We start from the raw sequence: 19,152 nt of genomic DNA on the forward strand, positions 1-19,152 counted from the left end.
TCATAGTGTATCGTATGTCTGAATTTGAAACATTGACTCTACAGTGCCAGGATGGCTATCACTTAAGTGCACGCTTTTATGCGGCTTCTTCAGAATCTGAAAAACGTCCGGTATTGGTCTGTCCTGCCACAGGTATTACCCAACAGTTTTATCATCATTTCTGCATCTGGTTGCAAGCTCAGGGCTATGCGGTACTGGTCTTTGACTTTCGGGGAATTGGTGAGTCACTCGCAGGCCCTTTAAAACAGTCCAAAGCCAGCATTGTGCAATGGGGTCAACTGGATATTCCCGCCGCGATTGATGCTTTATTAGCACGTACTCATGCAGAAAAAGTGATTTTGCTGGGGCATAGTGCTGGTGGTCAGCTTCTGGGGATCGTACCGAATTATGACAAAGTTGCAAAAGTGGTGGCTGTTGCTGGCTCAACCGGACATATCAAAGGACTTAAAGGTAAAACCAAACTGCTGGCGCCGGTCATGTTCAATCTCATTTTCCCACTGGCCCGTATGAGCAAAGGATATGCTCCAACTCAAGCGATTGGCATGGGCGAAAATCTGCCTAAAGATGTGGCGCGTGAATGGGCACAGTTCTGTAGCAAACCGGGCTATGTCATGAATGCAATGGGTAAAACCATATTGCCACGCTCAGATTTTCATGCTCAAATCACCTGCCCGATTATTTCGATCTGGTCATCGGATGATGAAATTGCAACAGAAGCAAATGTAAAAGATTTACTGCGTTTATACCCCAATGCAGACACTCAGATGATTGAGCTTCAACCTAAAAGATATGCGCATAAAGCCATTGGCCATATGCTGATGTTTAAAAAATCACATCAAAACTTATGGCCGGTGATTGAACAACAATTGACGGTTTAAATCAGATTTAGATGGTTATTTGCAAGCTGCTATGTTCTAATACACTCAGTTTGAGATGAGCCTCTTACAGTATATGGGCTTGACCTATATACGACTAGCCCCTAACCATGGGGCTTTTTATTGCATGTATGATTTTAAAAACGTATTAACATTTAGCCGAAAAATGCAATGATGCTTTGGATCACCACAGCATTCACAATATCAATAAAAAATGCACCACACAGCGGTACAATTAAAAAAGCTTTATGTGATGGACCATAGCTATTGGTCACCGCCTGAATATTGGCAATCGCTGTCGGTGTTGCCCCCATACCAAAACCACAATGCCCTGCCACTAATACTGCTGCATCGTAATTTTTGCCCATGATTCTAAAGGTCACAATTGCGGTAAATAAAATCAATACCGCTGTCTGCGCCAATAAAATGGTAATGAGCGGACCTGCCAAATCGGCCAGTAACCAGAGTTGCAGTGATAGTAAAGCCATAGATAAATACAGGGATAAAGACGCATTGCCAAATACATCGATTGCACGGTCGAAGATATCGACTTTCAGCACATGCTCCAAGACATTACGCACAATCACACCTGTGCCTAAAGCCCATACAAAAGTGGGCAATTCAAACCATCTTCCCTGGCTGAAGTCTGTCATCTGATTGGCGACAAAAATACACAGGGCAAACATCCCCAAAGTCGACACGGCATTACTGGATGTAATCAATCGGGTTTTCTTTGGATACTCAAAGGGTGCGGTGTTAATGTGCGATTCGAGCTGCTGTTCATTAGTCTCTTGCGCTACTGTTTCAGCCAGTTGGTTGCGTTTAATCAGGAACTTGGCAACTGGACCGCCCACAAGTCCACCAATAATCAAGCCAAAGGTAGCACTTGCCATACCAAGGACAACTGCTCCCTGGATCGCATATTGAGTTTCCAGAACCTCGCCCCAGGCACCGGCGGTACCATGACCACCCGTTAAGGTGACGGAACCGACAATCAAGCCAATCAGTGGATCAAGTCCAAGCGCTGTGGCTAAACTCATACCGACAGCATTTTGCACGACTACAAATAAAATGACACAGACCAAGAAGGTCAGGAGCGATTTTCCACCTTCTTTCAGTTTCAAAAAGTCTGCACTTAAGCCAACAGAAGTAAAGAACATCAGCATCAGGATGGTTTGAATTTGTGCGTCAAATGTGGCACTGATATTAAACAATTTATAGAGAATAAAGGCCGTAATCGCTGCGACTAAACCACCGATTACAGGTTCAGGTAAGTTATAGTTCCTAAAGAAGCTAATTTTACTAACAAGATACCGCCCAATAAAAAGAAAAAAAACAGCAATTACTAGAGTGCCAAAGGCATCTATTTCATAAGTCATAACATTCCCTATTGGCTTTATTTTCATACAGTTTTGGGAAAGAGAGATGAAAAATCAATCATAGAAATGTAATGCAAGTTATTGTTTCTAATAATTGTTTAATTTATAGCCCGAATAGACGCAATTAACGTGATGGAATATCATAAACCCAGTTGCGCGCTTGCTGATCTGTGGTTGTCTCACACACATAGTAATCGTGATTCCACGCGTCTTGATGGAAGATTTCTTTCTTCGCATAAATGACTTTCTTTGAGTTTTCGACACACTCAAAGTTGTCACCTTGGTCTTTGACTTGAGTTCCATTAAGAAAACCGCCAATACAGAGGAATCGGGATTGTTTAGGCATGTTTTAGGTCAACTTGCTAAATTATTTTTCAATGTGGGGATTAAACGATTTATTGGATAAAGTGTAAAGCATTACCAATAAAAGTTTTTCAATATTGGACATACTCAAAAATTTAATTCTGAAGTTGTGAAAAGATACAGAATTTCATGCTGCAAAATTTAAATTAGATGTCAACTCCCACCCTTTCTGTATCAATTCAAATATTTCCCCCTTATTACCAATATCACGTATTAATTTTTTATTTATTAATGACTCTAAGGCCTCATCATATTTAAAAAATTCTCTATTATTTTCCATACCTAATTTTTGAGTTCTAATTTTAATTTCTTATTTTCATAAAAAAAATAAGGGCTGACAAATCAGCCCTTATTTTATACCGCTTATTACTTAATTAACAAAGAAAATCATAGATTTGCTCTTGCGCTAGGGAAAAGCCTTTCGGCTTTTCTTAATCCTAGCTCATTAAGTCAATTGAGCAGCAGCAATTTTCTTCGTATCAACATTCGCAGCAGCGTTAGTATATTCGCTCATCTTGTCGAAGCTTAAGTATTGATAGATGTCAGCTGACATACTATCAATTTGAGCTGCATATTGTTGGTATTCTTCTGGAGTTGGTAATTTACCCAATACAGCAGCAACAGATGCAAGTTCAGCAGAAGCCAAGTAAACGTTAGCCCCCTGACCTAAACGGTTCGGGAAGTTACGTGTAGACGTCGATACACAAGTTGTGTTCGGAGCTACACGTGCCTGGTTACCCATACATAATGAACAACCTGGCATTTCAGTACGCGCACCAGCTTTACCATAAATATTATAGAAACCTTCTTCCATCAACTGATGTTCGTCCATACGCGTTGGCGGAGCAATCCACAAACGAGTTGACAATGCACCACCTGGAACTTTCTCTAACAATTTACCAGTCGCACGGAAGTGACCAATGTTTGTCATACAAGAACCAACGAATACTTCGTCAATTTTCACGCCTTGAACGTCAGAAAGAAGTTTTGCATCATCTGGATCGTTCGGGCAGCAAAGAACAGGTTCTTTAATGTCAGCTAGATCGATTTCATACACTTTCGTGTATTCAGCATCCGCATCCGCTTTAAGCAGTGATGGATTCGCTAACCATTTTTCCATGTTCTCAACACGACGAGCCATTGTACGCGCATCGCCATAACCTTCAGAAATCATCCACTTAAGCATAGTGATGTTTGAACGAAGGTATTCAGCAACTTTCTCTTCAGAAAGCGTGATCGAACAACCAGCAGCTGAACGTTCAGCAGAAGCATCAGACAATTCGAATGCTTGCTCAACAGTCAGGTCAGTTTCCATTTCTGTCAAATCGATCTCAAGGATACGACCAGAGAAGATGTTTTTCTTACCTTTCTTCTCTACAGTTAAGTCACCCGCTTGAATTGCGTAGTAAGGAATTGCATGTACCAGGTCACGTAGTGTGATACCAGGCTGCATTTTACCTTTGAACTTCACAAGTACAGATTCAGGCATATCAAGTGGCATAACACCAGTTGCTGCAGCAAAAGCTACCAGACCAGAACCCGCCGGGAACGAAATACCGATTGGGAAACGAGTATGCGAGTCACCACCAGTACCCACAGTATCCGGAAGAAGCATACGGTTTAACCAAGAGTGGATAATACCGTCACCTGGACGTAAAGACACACCACCACGGTTCATGATGAAATCAGGAAGCGAGTGTTGCATTTGAACGTCAACTGGCTTTGGATACGCAGCGGTATGACAGAAAGACTGCATAACAAGGTCAGCAGAGAAACCTAGGCAAGCCAAGTCTTTCAATTCGTCACGCGTCATTGGACCAGTGGTATCTTGCGAACCAACAGTGGTCATCTTAGGTTCACAGTAAGTACCTGGAAGTACGCCTTGACCTTCAGGAAGACCACAAGCGCGACCAACCATTTTCTGTGCTTGAGTGAAGCCTTTGCCAGTTGCAGCAGGTTGAACCGGAGTACGGAACAACGTAGATACTGGAAGACCTAAAGCTTCACGTGCTTTAGTGGTCAAACCACGACCAACGATCAGGTTAATACGACCGCCAGCACGAACTTCGTCTAGAAGTACAGGTGTTTTAAGATCAGCTTCAGCAATTACAGCACCGTCTTTAGATGCAGAAACTTTCGCAGCAGCATGATCGATTTTAAGAACGATTTCATCGCCCATGTTCATGTTGCCAACATCGATCTCGATCGGTAATGCACCCGCATCTTCCATCGTGTTGAAGAAAATTGGCGCAATTTTAGAACCTAGGCAGTAACCACCGTCTTTTTTGTTCGGGATATGAGCAATGTCATCACCAAAGAACCAAAGCACAGAGTTGGTTGCAGATTTACGAGATGAACCTGTACCAACAACGTCACCTACGTAAGCAACTTGGTTGCCTTTCGCGATCAATTCTTTGATTTGGTTTAATGGACCAACTTCACCAGGAACTTCCGGGTTGATTCCGTCACGTACGTTTTTCAACATTGCATTTGCGTGCAATGGAATGTCCGGGCGGCTCCAAGCATCTTGTGCAGGTGACAAGTCATCAGTGTTGGTTTCGCCAGTGACTTTGAAAACTGTCAGTTTGATTTCTTCAGGAACGTCTGGACGTGAAGTAAACCATTCAGCATCAGCCCAAGACTGCATAACAGCTTGTGCATTTGCATTACCCGCTTTTGCTTTATCAGCGACATCGTGGAATGCATCAAATACAAGAAGCGTTTTCTTAAGCGCTTCAGCAGCAAGCTCAGAAAGTTCAGCGTTGTCTAAAAGTTCAACTAAAGGCGCTACGTTATAACCACCAAGCATAGTACCTAGCAAGTAAACCGCACGTTCTTTAGAAATAAGTGGAGAGGTTGCTTCGCCTTTTGCCAATGCAGCCAAGAACGCAGCTTTTACATATGCAGCTTGGTCAACACCTGCTGGTACACGGTTTTCAAGCAAATCTACCAAGTATGCTTCTTCACCAGCTGGCGGGTTAACTAGTAGTTCAACTAATGCAGCGGTTTGGGCATCGTCAAGTGGCTTCGGTGGGACTCCGAGTGCGGCACGTTCTTCAACGTGTTGGCGGTAAGCTTCTAGCACAGTGTTATTCCTCTTTTTTAAAAAATTACTTATGAATTCCTGCTTATTCCAAGCTTCACAAATAATATGGACTCCGAAATTTTACTAAATTTCCAGTTAAAAGTTAATGCAACTCAAGTGTTTCTTTGTGATGCTCGTTATTTTATAACTAAATGATGCTCTTAATGATTATTCAATAATCACTTTTAGATCAGATCTCAAGAAACAAGCCTATGAGCAGGCCCTTTTAACTGAATTTAATGCATAAAAAAGGCAACCATGATGTTGCCTGATTTGAAGTTAAAAAGATACTCCACCTTAGTGTACAGTGGTCGAGTTTAAATATTGCTGATATGAATCCCGGCAGCCTTTGAATTTCACCACGCATTCATCTTCACACATCGTGCTGTGATTATTGCTGGCAAAGGAAATATCCACCTGATACAGCTTTTTTTCTTGTTCTAGCACCTTCTTTAAAAATACTTTGTCGCCTACGCTCAGGACATAGCGACTACCAGCAATAATGACTACACCATGTTCATCTTCTAAGAGCAGATCAGAATGATGTAAATATCTGACGACTTGCATATTGTGTTACTCCTCGGGTAATTGGAGTTAAATTCATTATTCAATATAAAGATAAGTATTTCTATATTTTAGATTTAGAAATTGTCACAAAGTGTACATTTTGCTTAGGCTATTTTTTTATTATTAAGTAGAGGTTTTTTTGTCTTTTATTCGGGTTGATACTTTTTTTAAAGAGATGTTGCTATGCCTGATTCAGCCATTAAAAAACCGTTCCCTAGAACGGTTTGTAATCTGGTAATTCATCATGCGGCGTGGCAATACATTTTTCAGTAAACTCAGCGCGGACTTTTTCACGGGCTGCTTTTACATCTGCCTTAATCTCTTCGGCTGGAAGTGCGTAGACTTCATCAATAATGTTCAGAATAAAACCTTTGGTGGTTTCATCATCGATCTTGAGGGCATGCTCGATTGCTTTCTCTTTCTCAATCGCATTCTGACGATCCAGCATAATGGTTCGCGCGGCATTTCCCACACTTCGACAATAACCTTGCCACTGCTCTTCAGGGGTTAAGGGTTTCTTCTCGGCACAACCGGCCAGAGCCAGCATAAACGATAAAGCCAATAACTTTTTCATGAGTTTCTCCTTCCGAGGGGCAATATAAAAGATCGGGGAAGATTTGTCATTTAAAATGCCAGTATGACTCTAAATTTAAAAAAGCCCATCAATGGGCTTTTGTTTTTTAAATGATTAACCGCATGAAGCCTGAAGAATTTTTTTGCTGGCAGGATCTACAGTTACTGTCACACGCTCTTCACGATAATCCATGGTGACTGCTTGGCCCGGCTCGACCATACGTACAATCTGCGCCTGGGTTTTCTGTTTGATTTGCGCTTCAGTCAGGTTGGACTGACCAACCAATGTCATCGCCTGATCGGCAATACATTTAGGCTGGTTCATATGCAGCAACTCCCATTCTTCTACCACCTGTCCATTCTTTAAATGACAATATCCAACCTGGCCATTACTTTCATTACGTATTTCAAGCTTGCCACCCTGATTGACACAATAAGTGCTCGCCGGATTTGGCATACCTATTTTAGGCGCTTCCGTTTCTGATTGTGGTGTAGTGGTACAGGCGCTTAAAGCAACCGCCAGCAAACCGAACAGCATTGTTTTTTTCATGAGCGTGTATTCTTCTTCAATAATTCTGCACTAATTTAGCATATTTCCATACCTTTTCTAGGCACAAGTCTGTGTACATTGTTAATCAAACACCTTCAATAAAGTTTAAGAATAAAAGTATTGCTAAATTCAGTATTGCTATCTTGCCAACTATTTGATTGCTGAAGCTAGAGATGCGTGGAATCTGTTTAAATTGAGACGAATACTAATTTAGCGTTCTCAATGAAGTGATTCTTCATTCCATTATCAACACAATGTCATTACATAAAGTTTAAATAACTGCATTTTTAGATTTGTGATCTTTGCCAGATTGATTTACTATTTGATTGAATTTTAAACTTTCTACTGGCATGACAGACGATCTCCAACTCTCCCTCAAGGAATATCTTGCGACAGTTCAGGAAGTGGTCAAACTCACTTTCGATACGCCGGTATGGGTCAAAGCTGAGATTCGTAACCTTAGTATCAAAGCAGGTCATTATTATCTGGAACTGGCAGAAAAAGAGGCTGATAGCGATCAGGTCATTGCCAGTTGCCGAGCCACCATCTGGAAATTTAGCGCCCAGAAAATTGTCACTCAATTTGAACGTGAAAGCGGGATTGAATTAAGTCGTGATCTCAAAGTTCTGATTAAAGTCAAAGCCAATTTTGATCCACAATATGGTTTTTCTTTAAATATCGTCGAGATTGACTCGGGTTATACCTTGGGTGATATTGCCCGGCGTTATCAGCAGATTATTGACAGGCTAAGCGCTGAAGGGCTGATTCAGCGTAATAGAAACCTGCCCAGCCCTTTTGATTTGAACCGAATTTTAGTGATTGCTCCCGAAAACGCAGCAGGTCTCGGAGATTTCAGAAAAGATGCCGATGCACTACATCGTGCGCAAGTTTGCGAGTTTATCTATCACACTGCGACTTTTCAGGGAAATTCTGCCCCGCAAAGCATTATGCAGAGTCTGGCACAAGCTCTGAAACAATGGGCGAAAACCTATGACACTGCGCCAGATTTAATCGTCATTATTCGGGGTGGCGGAGCAGTCAATGATCTGGCTTATTTAAATGATTATGATCTGGCTGCCCTGCTCTGTAAACGCTCGGTTCCGATTTGGGTGGGCATCGGACATGAAAAAGACCACACCATTCTGGATGAGATTGCGCATCGCTCCTTTGATACTCCGAGTAAAGTCATCGCCGGAATTCGCAATCATATAGTCGAACTCACACAAGATGTCTTGAATTATTTACAGCGGATTCAGCGTTTATCTCAACAGCAAATTCAGGCCTACCAAAATCAGAATGATCAATTCTTAAAACTCATTCAAAGTCTGGCCAACAGCCAAATTATGGATGCCCTGCAACGTCTGCAACAGATCAAGGCCAATACCTCCAGTCTGGCTCAGCAACATACCCAACTAATCAATCAGCAGCTAGATGCCCTGATGCGGGAAACGCTATTGCAAAACCCACGACATGTTTTATCGAAAGGTTATGCCATCGTACGTCAGCAAGAACATGTGGTGGGTTCTATCAACCAGATTCAGCCCAGCGATCCGGTTCAGGTAGAACTGCAGGATGGCATTTTTTCAGCACAACTTATACAGGTACTTCCCCATGACTCATGATACTTTAAGCTTCCAGCAAGGCTATGACATCTTGAAAAAGAATGCGGAATTGCTCGAATCTCAGCAAGAACCGGACATTGATAATCTGATGAAAATCGTGGAAGAATCCATGAGCGCCTATAAAGCCTGCAAGGCACGTGTTGAAGCGGTGCAAAGTGCGCTAAATGACACATTTAAAGATTAGTGATTGAATGACTCTAGTTGAGTAGCTCAGGCTATTTAAGCATCTTTATATCATAAAAAACCCTCAAAAAATGAGGGCTTTTTTCAATTTAATTTACGCTATGAATATCCAGTTCCTCATTACTTGCCAATACGACAGAGGCTAAAATTGGCACCCCCAGAATAAAGGGTACAGCGAAGATCCATAAAACCACAGTCACTTCTGGATCAAAGAAAAATTGAATCGAAAGCGCAGTCAAAATAAGTACAGCGAATAGAATCATTGCAAAACGGATTATAAATTTAGTTGCCATGCGAACATACTCTGATGAGTGAAATTGTACTTTCAATATACACCTAATTTTATTAAGGCTTTATTGATTTTCAATTTATTATGATCTGATTTGATTGATTTTTTATATTTTAGCGCTGATTTATTGCTTCATTCATTTTTCTTAAGGATGTAACAGAAACATAATTTCAGCCATATTTCACAACTTTTTTGCAGCCCATTGCGCTTAAATTCTGATATTCATTGCTTCTACAGGTGTATACCCAAAGCACTGTACTTCATGACAAAGAAAATCACGAACATAAAAAGCCCAATATTGAATTGGACTTTTTTCTTTACTCTTCAACTTCTATGGGATTACCATCTTCAGGGCGAATATGCCGCGTGCCATCATCTGCAGGATCAACACTTGAACCATCTTTGGTAATCGTGTTGTACAGCTCATCCTCTTTCTTATCATCGATAAACTCTTCATCTTCGAAATCTTGAGGCTCATTGTCATCATCGAAGTTTAACGGCTTTTCTTCATCTATCATGGCGATCCATCACTTCTATAACCCAGAAAATATCATGCTCAAACATTTGATCGTTTCATTCAAGGGTCAAGCATGATCATTTGTGTAACCGGGTCTATATTGCGGTTTTCAAGCCAGATACATATCAATAGATACTAGCGTTCTTTGATAAGTCATTTTTTAATCATTATAAATAAAATACCCTCATCCTCTTGCGAAGCAGTGCTTCTCATCCCAGAAGGATGAGGGTATTTTCAGCATCTATTTAAATATGAATAAATTGAACATTTTTTGATCAATTAAAGATATCTAATGAAATCTAGCAATCATTTAAAAATATTTATCTGTCCTTATGATTAGAAACGCCAATTATAGAACAAGTCAATTGCACGTTCTAAGGACTGACTCGCTTCCAAGTAAAGACGCTGATTCACCTGATAACGTAAAGTCAGTTTGTTCACCGGGGTAAAAACTCCGACGCCATAACGAAGATATAAATCAGGGGTAATATAGCCGGTCACCGACACCTGGGTATCATCCCCTGTTCCTTGTGCATCTAGTGCCAAACCACTCAAGCCAAACGTCCGTCCAATCTGGTTGGTCAGCGCGCGGGTTCCACCCAGGCCCAGACTGATACCTGCTGCGGCAATGGTATTATTCACATCAGATCTGAATCCTTCAGCCTGACTTAAACCGGATGCACCTTCGTTGATACGACCAGTAATCAAGGCATTTAAAGCTTCCTGCTCTGACAAGCCAGCATCATTATAAATCTGAATATTTGGGCTTGAAGCAGTGCCCGTCACCCGTACCCCGACCGTACTTCCCTGAACCGACTTATTGGCATCAACATCCAGCGTCGGATTGGTCAACTCACCATTAAAACGGGCAATGGCACGGTTCAGATCCAGACTCTGACCATAAGCTTCGATTTTCACCCGCTGTGATACCCCGATCGCACCATTGGCACGCATCGCAGTTTCCAGACCCCGCTGTGACAGATTGACCCGGCCCAATAGCGGAATACGGCTATCAAAGCCCTGGAATATCACTTGATTGCCCAGAGAAACCGCCACATCAGCCCGAATATCCCAAGGACGGGCAGATTTGAGAATAGCCAACTGGTCATCACCTTCACGTACGACACGTACATCTGAAGAAAGTCCAACCACAGGTTCTGAGGCTTCAGGCATAGAAATTAGTGCACGTGGCACATCAACCGTACCACTTAGACTCAGCTTTTTATTGAATGGATACATGTCCAAAGTTAAATCGGGCGTAACCACGGCAGTAATTAAAGGTGCCTGACGAATCAGCAGATTTTCACCTTGCAGTTTTAACTGCACTCGCGGATCACCTTTCCAGTCGACTGAACCGGTCAATTTACCCACGCCACGACCACTGTTAAATGCACCATTAATACTGGCAGAATTCTGACGTATCGATGAATACAACTGCACATTGGTCAGATTCACCGGCAAGGAGATCATGCTGATCGAAGCATCTTTGACTCGAACCTCACCTTCCAGCAAAGGATCAGTTAAGGTTCCACTCACTTTTCCGGCATAGGACAAGGTGCCATCCAGATTACGGATGTCCTGAATAAAGGGTTTAAAGACTTTAAGCTGTACCTGATTAAAGGCAATTTCGCCACGCATCGGTTTACTGTCCCGATATGGATCAATAATGACATTGGCATACCCTGTCCCGATATCCGGAGTTTTTACATCCAGTCGAACTTGCAAGCCTTCTGCGACACTTTTTGCCACCAGACCCACTTCATCATATTTTAGGGTAGAACCTAAATAATCCGGGTCTTCCGAAGATAAGCCGACCACACCACTTCGGGTGACCAGACGCGCATCGATTTTTGGTTTAGCACCTTGCGCCCAGGCTGCCTTGGCATAACCGTTCACTTTACCGGTCAATGCCAGCCCTTCAGGCAGGAATGCACTGAAATCATCCAGATCCAGGTTTTGGGTCACAAAGGATACGCTGCCACGGGTTTTATTGACCCGAATCGGTTGATCAAAACACAACTGGCTTTGCTGACTCATCCAGCAATGTGCACCGACAAACAGATCAGACTGGGCCGCATTATAAATCACTGCCGCATTTTGATGCTGTACTAAATGAGCACGCAAAGAGTCAAAATCACCTTTTTGAATCTGACCCAGCCAGTTATTTTGTGCATTAAAGCCACCGGCCAACTGCACAAAGAATTTTGACAGTTTATTTTCTGCCTGAACTTTAAGGATATGCGCCGCACGAGTACCGGCAAGTGATATTTCCCCGCGTACAATTTCCCGTGAACCGCTACGCAAGCGATCCATTGTGGCAGTTAATAAGGTTGCTGTGGTCTGCGAGGTCGGCAACTGCCCGCGGACACGAATTTTTTGCACACTCATCAGGTTTTTAAAGGCAAAATTATCAATCGAAAGATTTGCCGAAGCCTGCAAACGTGGCTGCGCCTGCATATTGATATAGCCCTGTGCACGACCTCTTAAGCCCGGATATAACTCATACAATGCTGGTGCGTTGACTTTGAGTTGCAGATTCTGCGCATTGCCAGTGGCCTGAATCTGGTTGCTGGCATAAGACAGGAACAGGTTATTGGCTTCAAACTGCTCTGGGACAAAACCACGCTGATTTGAATTAATAATGACTGATAAATTACCTGTGCCTCGTACCGGCTTGTTATTTAACATACCGGCCAGATTCAAACGCTGGATCTGAATGCGTTTTAAGGCATCTGACCAAACCCCTTGGGTTTTTACATTGCCCGACAACTCGCCTTTCAGGTTGGCATTAAAATATTGCGGCTTAAAGCGGATTAATGAAGCGTTAATATCCCAGCCAATACCATTTGCCAGATTCACCAGACCATTGGCATTAATCTTGCCAGCGATACCATCATGACGCAATTCATTGACTCTCAATACTTCTGGTGTACCTGAAACACGCAGTTTCAGGATTCCCTGACTGGCTTGCAACTGACTGGCATTTAAAGCCCCATCATAATTGACTGCATAGCCTCTAAAACCACCGCCGGCTTTTTCATTATGGAATAATAAAGCAATGGTACTGTTACCGGTCAGACGTACTGTTTCGTTCTGTTCTGCCAGGCGCCCAGTCAGGTCTACATTAGACAGTTTAATAATCTGCTGATTGGGTTGTGCATAGCCATTGGCCTTGATCTGGCCATTTAAACGGTCTATCGGTGAAGCCGCAGCGAGACTTCGGGTATTTAAGTCTTTGGCGTTTAATAATGCAGTCCATTTCAACTGGCGTTTTTCTTGTGGCAGTTCAATTCGCGCATGACCGCTTAAGCTACCTGCCTGTGCATTGGCGCTATAATTGAAGCTCGGCACATTTAGAATATTATTTTTCAGATCCAGTTTGGCCTGATACATGCCTGCTGGCAGAAGACCTTGTTCGTGCTGTTCGACTTTGGTTGCCACATGAATATTCTGCTGGCCTTCGACCAGTGCCAGTTTCACATCGCCAGACTGACTGCTGAGCCAGCCGACATAGGGTACGGCGCGGTCGATATTTTGCCAGGCAACATCCAGAAGCATCGGTTGTGCTTTATTGTCTTTAACCGGATTCTGATCCAGCTTGATATTCCAAGTTTCATAACGGTCAAAATCTACCAGCGCCGTCAGATGCAGGCCATTTTCCAGATTGCCTTTTGAGGCAATATTGCCATCCAGGCTTGGTGGTAAAAAGTCTTGTACGACTTGCGGGATACGTTCATGCCTAGGATCAATTCCGTTTAATCGTCCGTTCAGATCCCAGCTTACCTGTTCGTTCCAGCCCACTGTCCCGGCAAGGCTAACCGCACCTTTCATCAGCTGGCCATTCAGATCGGTAATGTTGAGCTGATTGACCAGATCGGTATACATCACCGCGTTATACTGGCCTTGTGGAATATTTTCACCGCTCAGGTCGGTACGGACGTTCAAGTCCAGACGATCGATATCTCCATTGAACTCGGCAATCCCGTCTTTCGTAAACAGTTTCTGCTCAGTCAGAATCGGCCAGTTATAATCTTTAAATTTTAACTCGCCACGCATCGGCACCTGGGGCCGCATTGGATGTACGATGGCCCAACCGGTTAATAAATCAGGTGTATTGGTCGCTACGCCTGCCTGAATCGTATCCAGCGTGCCACGCGCCCGAACCTGAATATCATGAATATTCAAGCTGTCTCTTAAAGAAGGCAGATTGACGATTGCGCGGGCATCCAGTGGATATTTGCCTTCAAACTGCATTTTACCCGTCGCTTCACGCACCGAGAGATAACCCATATCCATGCGGGAATCTTCAAAGTTTAATTCGGTACCAGACCAGAGCGCATCATTTAATTCGATATTATAAAAATCAACTGCCGTGGTTTGGGTTTTAATCACCAGATGATCAAGCAGCAGATGATCGACGCGCAGCACAAAAGGCAAACGGATGGCATTGAACTTGAAAGGTTCGCTGCTAGACGGAGTTTTATTAATAATTTGCAGGTTACGGACATCTGCTTCATTCAGATGAATTTCTTTTTTGATGATCGCCCGCCAGCCCAGTTTTACATCAGCACGATCAATTTTAACATCGACCGGTTTCAGGCTGACCAGCACATTTTTAAGAATAATTCCACGCCATAAATTTCCGCCTTCATATTCATAATGAATAATTTGCTGGCGTTGTAATACCTGATCTAGCAGGAACTTACTGCCCTGATTGGTCGAAAACAGCAGCGCCAGCACAGAGAGCAGGAAAATGAGTGAGAAAAGTACCGACAACAGGATACTTCTCAATATACGGCGCTTTTTCGGCACAACGCTATCTTGTGGTTGTTGTTCTGGCTGTGGTTGGTTCTCGACCATGATGTACCCAAATAACTATTTTTAAAAAATGATGTTTTATAACTGCGAACCAATAAAGAAATGCAGACGAATTGGGTGATTGTCATCAGACAATCCAGTCGCCACATCGATACGAATCGGTCCAATCGGTGAGGCCCAACGTATCCCCACACCCGCACCATATTCGGTCGGATTACTGAACTCTTTATTATAAGCATTTCCGGCATCTGCAAAAACCGCAGCACGCCAGCCTTCCCTAAACTGATAGTTATACTCTAAGGAAGCAACCCCTAAGGCCTGCCCCCCGACTTTAAAGCCTTCAATTTCCGGAGAAAGACTCTTGTAATCAAAACCACGAATGCTCTGGTCACCACCAGTGAAATATCTCAGGTTATACGGCACTTTGGCAAAATCCTCAGTGAAGATATAACCGGCATCAGCACGTCCAACAAACTGATGATCTGCATTTTCACCCAATGAATAGATAAAACGCCAGCCTGCATTTACAATCGCCATATCTGCATCAGACAATAACGCCTCACTACCCAGCTCGACTTTGTAGGTCTGCTTGAAACCCTTGGTCGGATTGACCCGACGATCGGTATCGGTACGTGAAACTTCATAACCGACCAGTAACGACTGCTGTTCATCTTCGGTATTAAAGCGAAACGCTTCCGGAATCTGGTTAAAATCAACAGAACCATTCTGCTTCAAGCGATCCAGACGGTAACGCGCTCCAAAAGTACGCTGCCAGTTACCCAGCGGGTTTTTAATAATCCGGTCTACACCCAGCACTGCCGATTCAATTTGCAGACCTTCACCTTGAGCCACGCCATCACGTTCTTCGCGCTCATAACCACCGACAATACTGACATAATCATTCAGCGGATGGTGATAAGGAATGTTATAACGACCATCGATGGACTGCCGGATACCGGACAACTCGAGGTTGGCATCAAAAGAATGTCCGCGCTTATTTACAATGGCGCGGCGGTACTGACCACGTAGACGGATATTGGTATCTGTTCCATAACCCAGACCCAGTTCAGCACTGTTTAAACGGTCTGCATTTAAAGTCACAATCACTGGAACTTTCTTCTCTTCCCGCGCTTGTGCCTTTAAACGCTCCTGCTCATTTTCTTTGGTCTGCTGCTCGACCCGCAAGCTTCTTAAATTTGGATTTTCCTGATCGCGGCTACCGGCAAACTGGTCTTCATCGACGACATTTTGAGTGACTTCTTTAGCAGATGCCACTGAGCGATCAGGCTGTGTCGCAGTCGCCTGATCTTCAGAAAGTTTCTGTTCTTCTATCAGGCTTTGAATATCCGGTGCCAGCTCCAGCTCCCTGTCAACCGGATCAGGGCGAATTGCGTCCACCAGGGTATAGTTAAAATAGCGCGAGTTGGTCAGGTTATTGGCCAGGCTATTCACTCGCCAGAAGGTATAGTCTGCACCATCTTTCCAGGTGACCAGACTTTCGAGTACATCACGATCCAGCGGAAATTCCTTTTCAGGATCACTCATTCTAAACTCGACATTGCCCAGCTTGTAACGCTCGCCTGTCTCGAAACGTAGATTTACATCGGCCGTATTTTGTGGCTGTGCAATCTTGACATCATGCAAGCGCCAGTATGAATCAAAATAACCGTTGTTATTGGCGGCAGTATTAATCCGTTGTTTGGTCTGTTCATAATTGCCGTGATTGAAAATATCGCCCTCTTCCTGCTCAGGCAAAAGACTGATGACCTGGAATTGCGGCTGTTCCGCACCCGCTCCGCTAAATTCCAGATTTTGTGTAGTGATCAGCACAGGTTCATTCGGGGTGACAAAAACCCGAACGCGGCTATCAGAGATTTTTTCAAACCTGAACTGGGCATTGTAATAACCGACTGCCTGTGCCGCCTGTCGGGACAAGGTTCGCAGTTGTGGCAAAGCGGAATTAAAGTCGCCAAAAGACTCCTGGGTAAAACTGGACAGTTTGGCTTTGACATTATTTCTTAAATTCAGATAGCCTTCAGGCTCAGCTCCACGATTCAGCATACCATTGCTTTGCGCAATACCTTCGCCGTTCATAATCACCACATCCGCACTAATTCGCGGAACTCTCGCGGTCATGATCTGACGTGGCGGACGGATTTTATAAAATAGTCGTTTAAAAATATTGGGACGTTTCTCATCTTCAGCAACAAGTGGCCCCGTTACTTCTGGCAAAGTCATGCCGGCTTCATTATTTTGTACAATAATCTGGCTGTCTGCCTGAATCGATTGCATCAACTGGTCGACATTTACAGGTGCCTGATTGATTTCAAGTAACTCTTGCTGACTGATATCTGCTACGACTGTTTCAGCGGTCTGGGTATTGCGATAATTTTGTGCTTCCTGCTTGGCTTGCTCGGCCTCACGATAAATTTCATTCGCCATGTTCTGGTCAATGGACTGGATCGGCAGCTCTTCCATATCATCGAACTGGATCGGTGTAAATACGTCCAGACCGGAGCCTGCATTTTGCTGTTGCTCCAGCATCAACATGCTGTCGACAGATGCTTCCGGCTGTATCGCTTCTTCAATTTTTTCGGTGGCTTCATTTTCAGATGTTACCAGTCCCTGTCGCATCGCTTCTTTGGACAGTTCATCTACCATTTCTGCCTGAGAAATGGCCACAGGTGTTTCAGGCTGTTCGGTTTGTGCCATGCTCTGATGGGATAACATCATAAAAAAAATGCTCATACACAGCTGTGCCCCACTCTGAAGTGGTATAAGCGACCCCATACTGCGATGAAGCATCGTTTTTTTAAATTTTTTCTTTGCAGGCATGGCAAACTCGAAACGAATACATTCTTTAATTGATTATTTGACCGAAAAATATAAGCTAAAGAGCTTAATTGATTGGTTTTTACCTTTACATGGCTGAAAGTATCTTACATGATTTTTCTCAATGTTTACGCATAACTGACATTTCTTAATAAAACTTAATGTAGCACGCTCTATATGAACAAAAATGAACATTTGTTAGCTTCTCGGCGCTTTTTACCGATGTTTCTGACGCAGTTTTTTGGTGCATTAAACGATAATGTATTTAAACAAGCGTTACTCCTGGTCATCACCTACGGCTGGATTCAGCAGCAATCGGCCAGCATCAGCACCTTGAATAATCTGGCTGCTTTGCTGTTTATCCTGCCTTATTTTATTTTTTCAGCCACCGCCGGACAAATTGCCGATAAATACGAACGTTCACAGCTGATTCGCTATTTAAAGATTCTGGAAATTGTGATTATGTTGTTGGGAACGGTGGGTTTCCTGCTTGGCAACCTCTGGATTCTGTTATTTGCCTTGTTCCTGATGGGAACCCAGTCCACCTTCTTTGGCCCAATCAAATATGCCATTTTACCGGAAGTGCTAAAACCCAATGAGCTGATGTCTGGCAATGCCCTGTTTCAGTCCGGAACATCGCTGGCAATTTTATTCGGTATGATTCTGGGTGGTGCGGTCATTGCTGCATCTTCTGGTAATCTGATCTGGATCAGTTTAACAGTCGTTGTGATCGCCCTGATTGGTTATGGATCGAGTCGTTATATTCTCAAACAGAATATCCCTGCGCCAGAACTGCAAATTGACTGGAATTTTTTCCGTACCAGCTTGCAAACATTAAAATATGCCCAGGGTTTGCCATTAGTCTTTACCATTTTATTGGGCAACTCATGGTACTGGTTTTACGGCGCAACCTATCTGACTCAAATCCCTCAACTGACCTTGCAAAATCTGCATGCCTCTGAAAATGTTGCCAGCCTGCTCTTAACTTTCTTTTCTGTCGGAATCGGGCTAGGTTCATATTTATGCCGTAAAATTGGCGGCAGCAAGGTCAATATCAAGATGGTGCCTTTTGGCGCAATCGGTCTGGTGATCTTTGCCCTATATCTGGCCGCGAGTCTGGCCTTTGTTCCAGCACGTACCGGTGAATTAATCGGTCTGGCTGATGTGTTTCAGCAAGGCTGGAGTTATTACCATGTGATGCTGGCAGTGACCTTACTCGGGATTAGTGGCGGTTTTTATATCGTACCGCTTTATGCCATGATGCAGGCGCATTCTCCCCGCTCACATCGTGCGCGTGTGGTTGCAGCAAATAACATTCTGAATGCCGTTTTCATGGTATCTTCTGCTATATTTTCGATTATTATTTTAAGTGTTTTAGAGCTTGATCTTAAAATACTTTTTTGTATTACCGCAGTGTTAAGCGGCCTGTTTACCCTATGGCTGCTTTTCCGACTCAAACCCATGATCAAAACCGCGAAAACACCCTTGGAGGATTAATT

General features: G+C 43.4%; 14 protein-coding genes. 4 read left to right on the top strand and 10 right to left on the bottom strand.

Translation table 11 applies throughout. The features are described 5' to 3' along the window. The first annotated feature begins 14 nt into the window (after positions 1-14). On the top strand, positions 15-878 hold the full coding sequence (locus tag FTU40_RS05830; RefSeq protein WP_180040131.1) for an alpha/beta fold hydrolase: 864 nt from the start codon (positions 15-17) through the stop codon (positions 876-878). 152 nt (positions 879-1,030) lie between these two features. Here the strand turns inward: FTU40_RS05830 and gltS are convergent, their stop codons facing one another. The 6 genes from gltS to FTU40_RS05860 form a co-directional block, all read right to left on the bottom strand. Further along, on the bottom strand, positions 1,031-2,254 hold the full coding sequence (gene gltS / locus FTU40_RS05835; protein WP_005097189.1) for a sodium/glutamate symporter: 1,224 nt from the start codon (positions 2,252-2,254) through the stop codon (positions 1,031-1,033). Between the two features lie 124 nt (positions 2,255-2,378). Beyond that, on the bottom strand, positions 2,379-2,600 hold the full coding sequence (locus FTU40_RS05840; protein ID WP_074383208.1) for a hypothetical protein: 222 nt from the start codon (positions 2,598-2,600) through the stop codon (positions 2,379-2,381). Positions 2,601-3,062: 462 nt separating this feature from the next. Beyond that, positions 3,063-5,702: a bifunctional aconitate hydratase 2/2-methylisocitrate dehydratase gene (locus tag FTU40_RS05845; RefSeq protein ID WP_074383209.1), complete on the bottom strand. Its 2,640-nt coding sequence runs from the start codon at positions 5,700-5,702 to the stop codon at positions 3,063-3,065. 297 nt (positions 5,703-5,999) lie between these two features. Beyond that, on the bottom strand, positions 6,000-6,269 hold the full coding sequence (locus FTU40_RS05850) for a hypothetical protein (protein WP_005097192.1): 270 nt from the start codon (positions 6,267-6,269) through the stop codon (positions 6,000-6,002). A 214-nt stretch (positions 6,270-6,483) separates the two neighbouring features. Beyond that, positions 6,484-6,843 carry a hypothetical protein gene (locus tag FTU40_RS05855; RefSeq protein ID WP_005097193.1) on the bottom strand — a complete coding sequence of 120 codons (360 nt, stop codon included), beginning with the start codon at positions 6,841-6,843 and terminating at the stop codon, positions 6,484-6,486. Between the two features lie 114 nt (positions 6,844-6,957). Beyond that, positions 6,958-7,392: an I78 family peptidase inhibitor gene (locus tag FTU40_RS05860; RefSeq protein ID WP_005170565.1), complete on the bottom strand. Its 435-nt coding sequence runs from the start codon at positions 7,390-7,392 to the stop codon at positions 6,958-6,960. Positions 7,393-7,742: 350 nt separating this feature from the next. Between FTU40_RS05860 and xseA the strand changes: the two genes are divergently transcribed. Then, complete coding sequence (xseA, locus tag FTU40_RS05865; RefSeq protein ID WP_074383211.1) at positions 7,743-9,014, top strand: exodeoxyribonuclease VII large subunit; 1,272 nt, start codon at positions 7,743-7,745, stop codon at positions 9,012-9,014. Beyond that, positions 9,004-9,198, top strand: a complete 195-nt coding sequence (gene xseB, locus FTU40_RS05870; protein WP_005170556.1) for an exodeoxyribonuclease VII small subunit — start codon at positions 9,004-9,006, stop codon at positions 9,196-9,198. Before xseA ends, xseB begins: the two co-directional genes overlap by 11 nt. 88 nt (positions 9,199-9,286) lie before the next feature. On the opposite strand, the gene FTU40_RS05875 is transcribed toward xseB, so the two are convergent. The 4 genes from FTU40_RS05875 to FTU40_RS05890 form a co-directional block, all read right to left on the bottom strand. After that, entirely contained in the window at positions 9,287-9,490 is a 204-nt protein-coding gene (locus FTU40_RS05875; RefSeq protein ID WP_005097198.1) for a hypothetical protein, read from the bottom strand. Between the two features lie 313 nt (positions 9,491-9,803). Further along, the gene (locus tag FTU40_RS05880) at positions 9,804-10,004 is read right to left on the bottom strand and encodes a hypothetical protein (RefSeq protein ID WP_005097200.1); all 201 of its coding nucleotides are present in this window, start codon (positions 10,002-10,004) and stop codon (positions 9,804-9,806) included. Between the two features lie 335 nt (positions 10,005-10,339). Further along, complete coding sequence (locus FTU40_RS05885) at positions 10,340-14,863, bottom strand: translocation/assembly module TamB domain-containing protein (RefSeq protein WP_180040133.1); 4,524 nt, start codon at positions 14,861-14,863, stop codon at positions 10,340-10,342. Positions 14,864-14,899: 36 nt separating this feature from the next. Next, on the bottom strand, positions 14,900-17,656 hold the full coding sequence (locus tag FTU40_RS05890) for an autotransporter assembly complex family protein (protein WP_180040135.1): 2,757 nt from the start codon (positions 17,654-17,656) through the stop codon (positions 14,900-14,902). Between the two features lie 174 nt (positions 17,657-17,830). Between FTU40_RS05890 and FTU40_RS05895 the strand changes: the two genes are divergently transcribed. Continuing rightward, a complete protein-coding gene (locus FTU40_RS05895) occupies positions 17,831-19,150 on the top strand; it encodes an MFS transporter (RefSeq protein ID WP_180040138.1) in 1,320 nt (439 codons plus the stop codon). Positions 19,151-19,152 lie beyond the last annotated feature (2 nt).

It is taken from the genome of Acinetobacter sp. YH12100, assembly GCF_013419135.1.
Lineage (GTDB): Bacteria > Pseudomonadota > Gammaproteobacteria > Pseudomonadales > Moraxellaceae > Acinetobacter > Acinetobacter pseudolwoffii.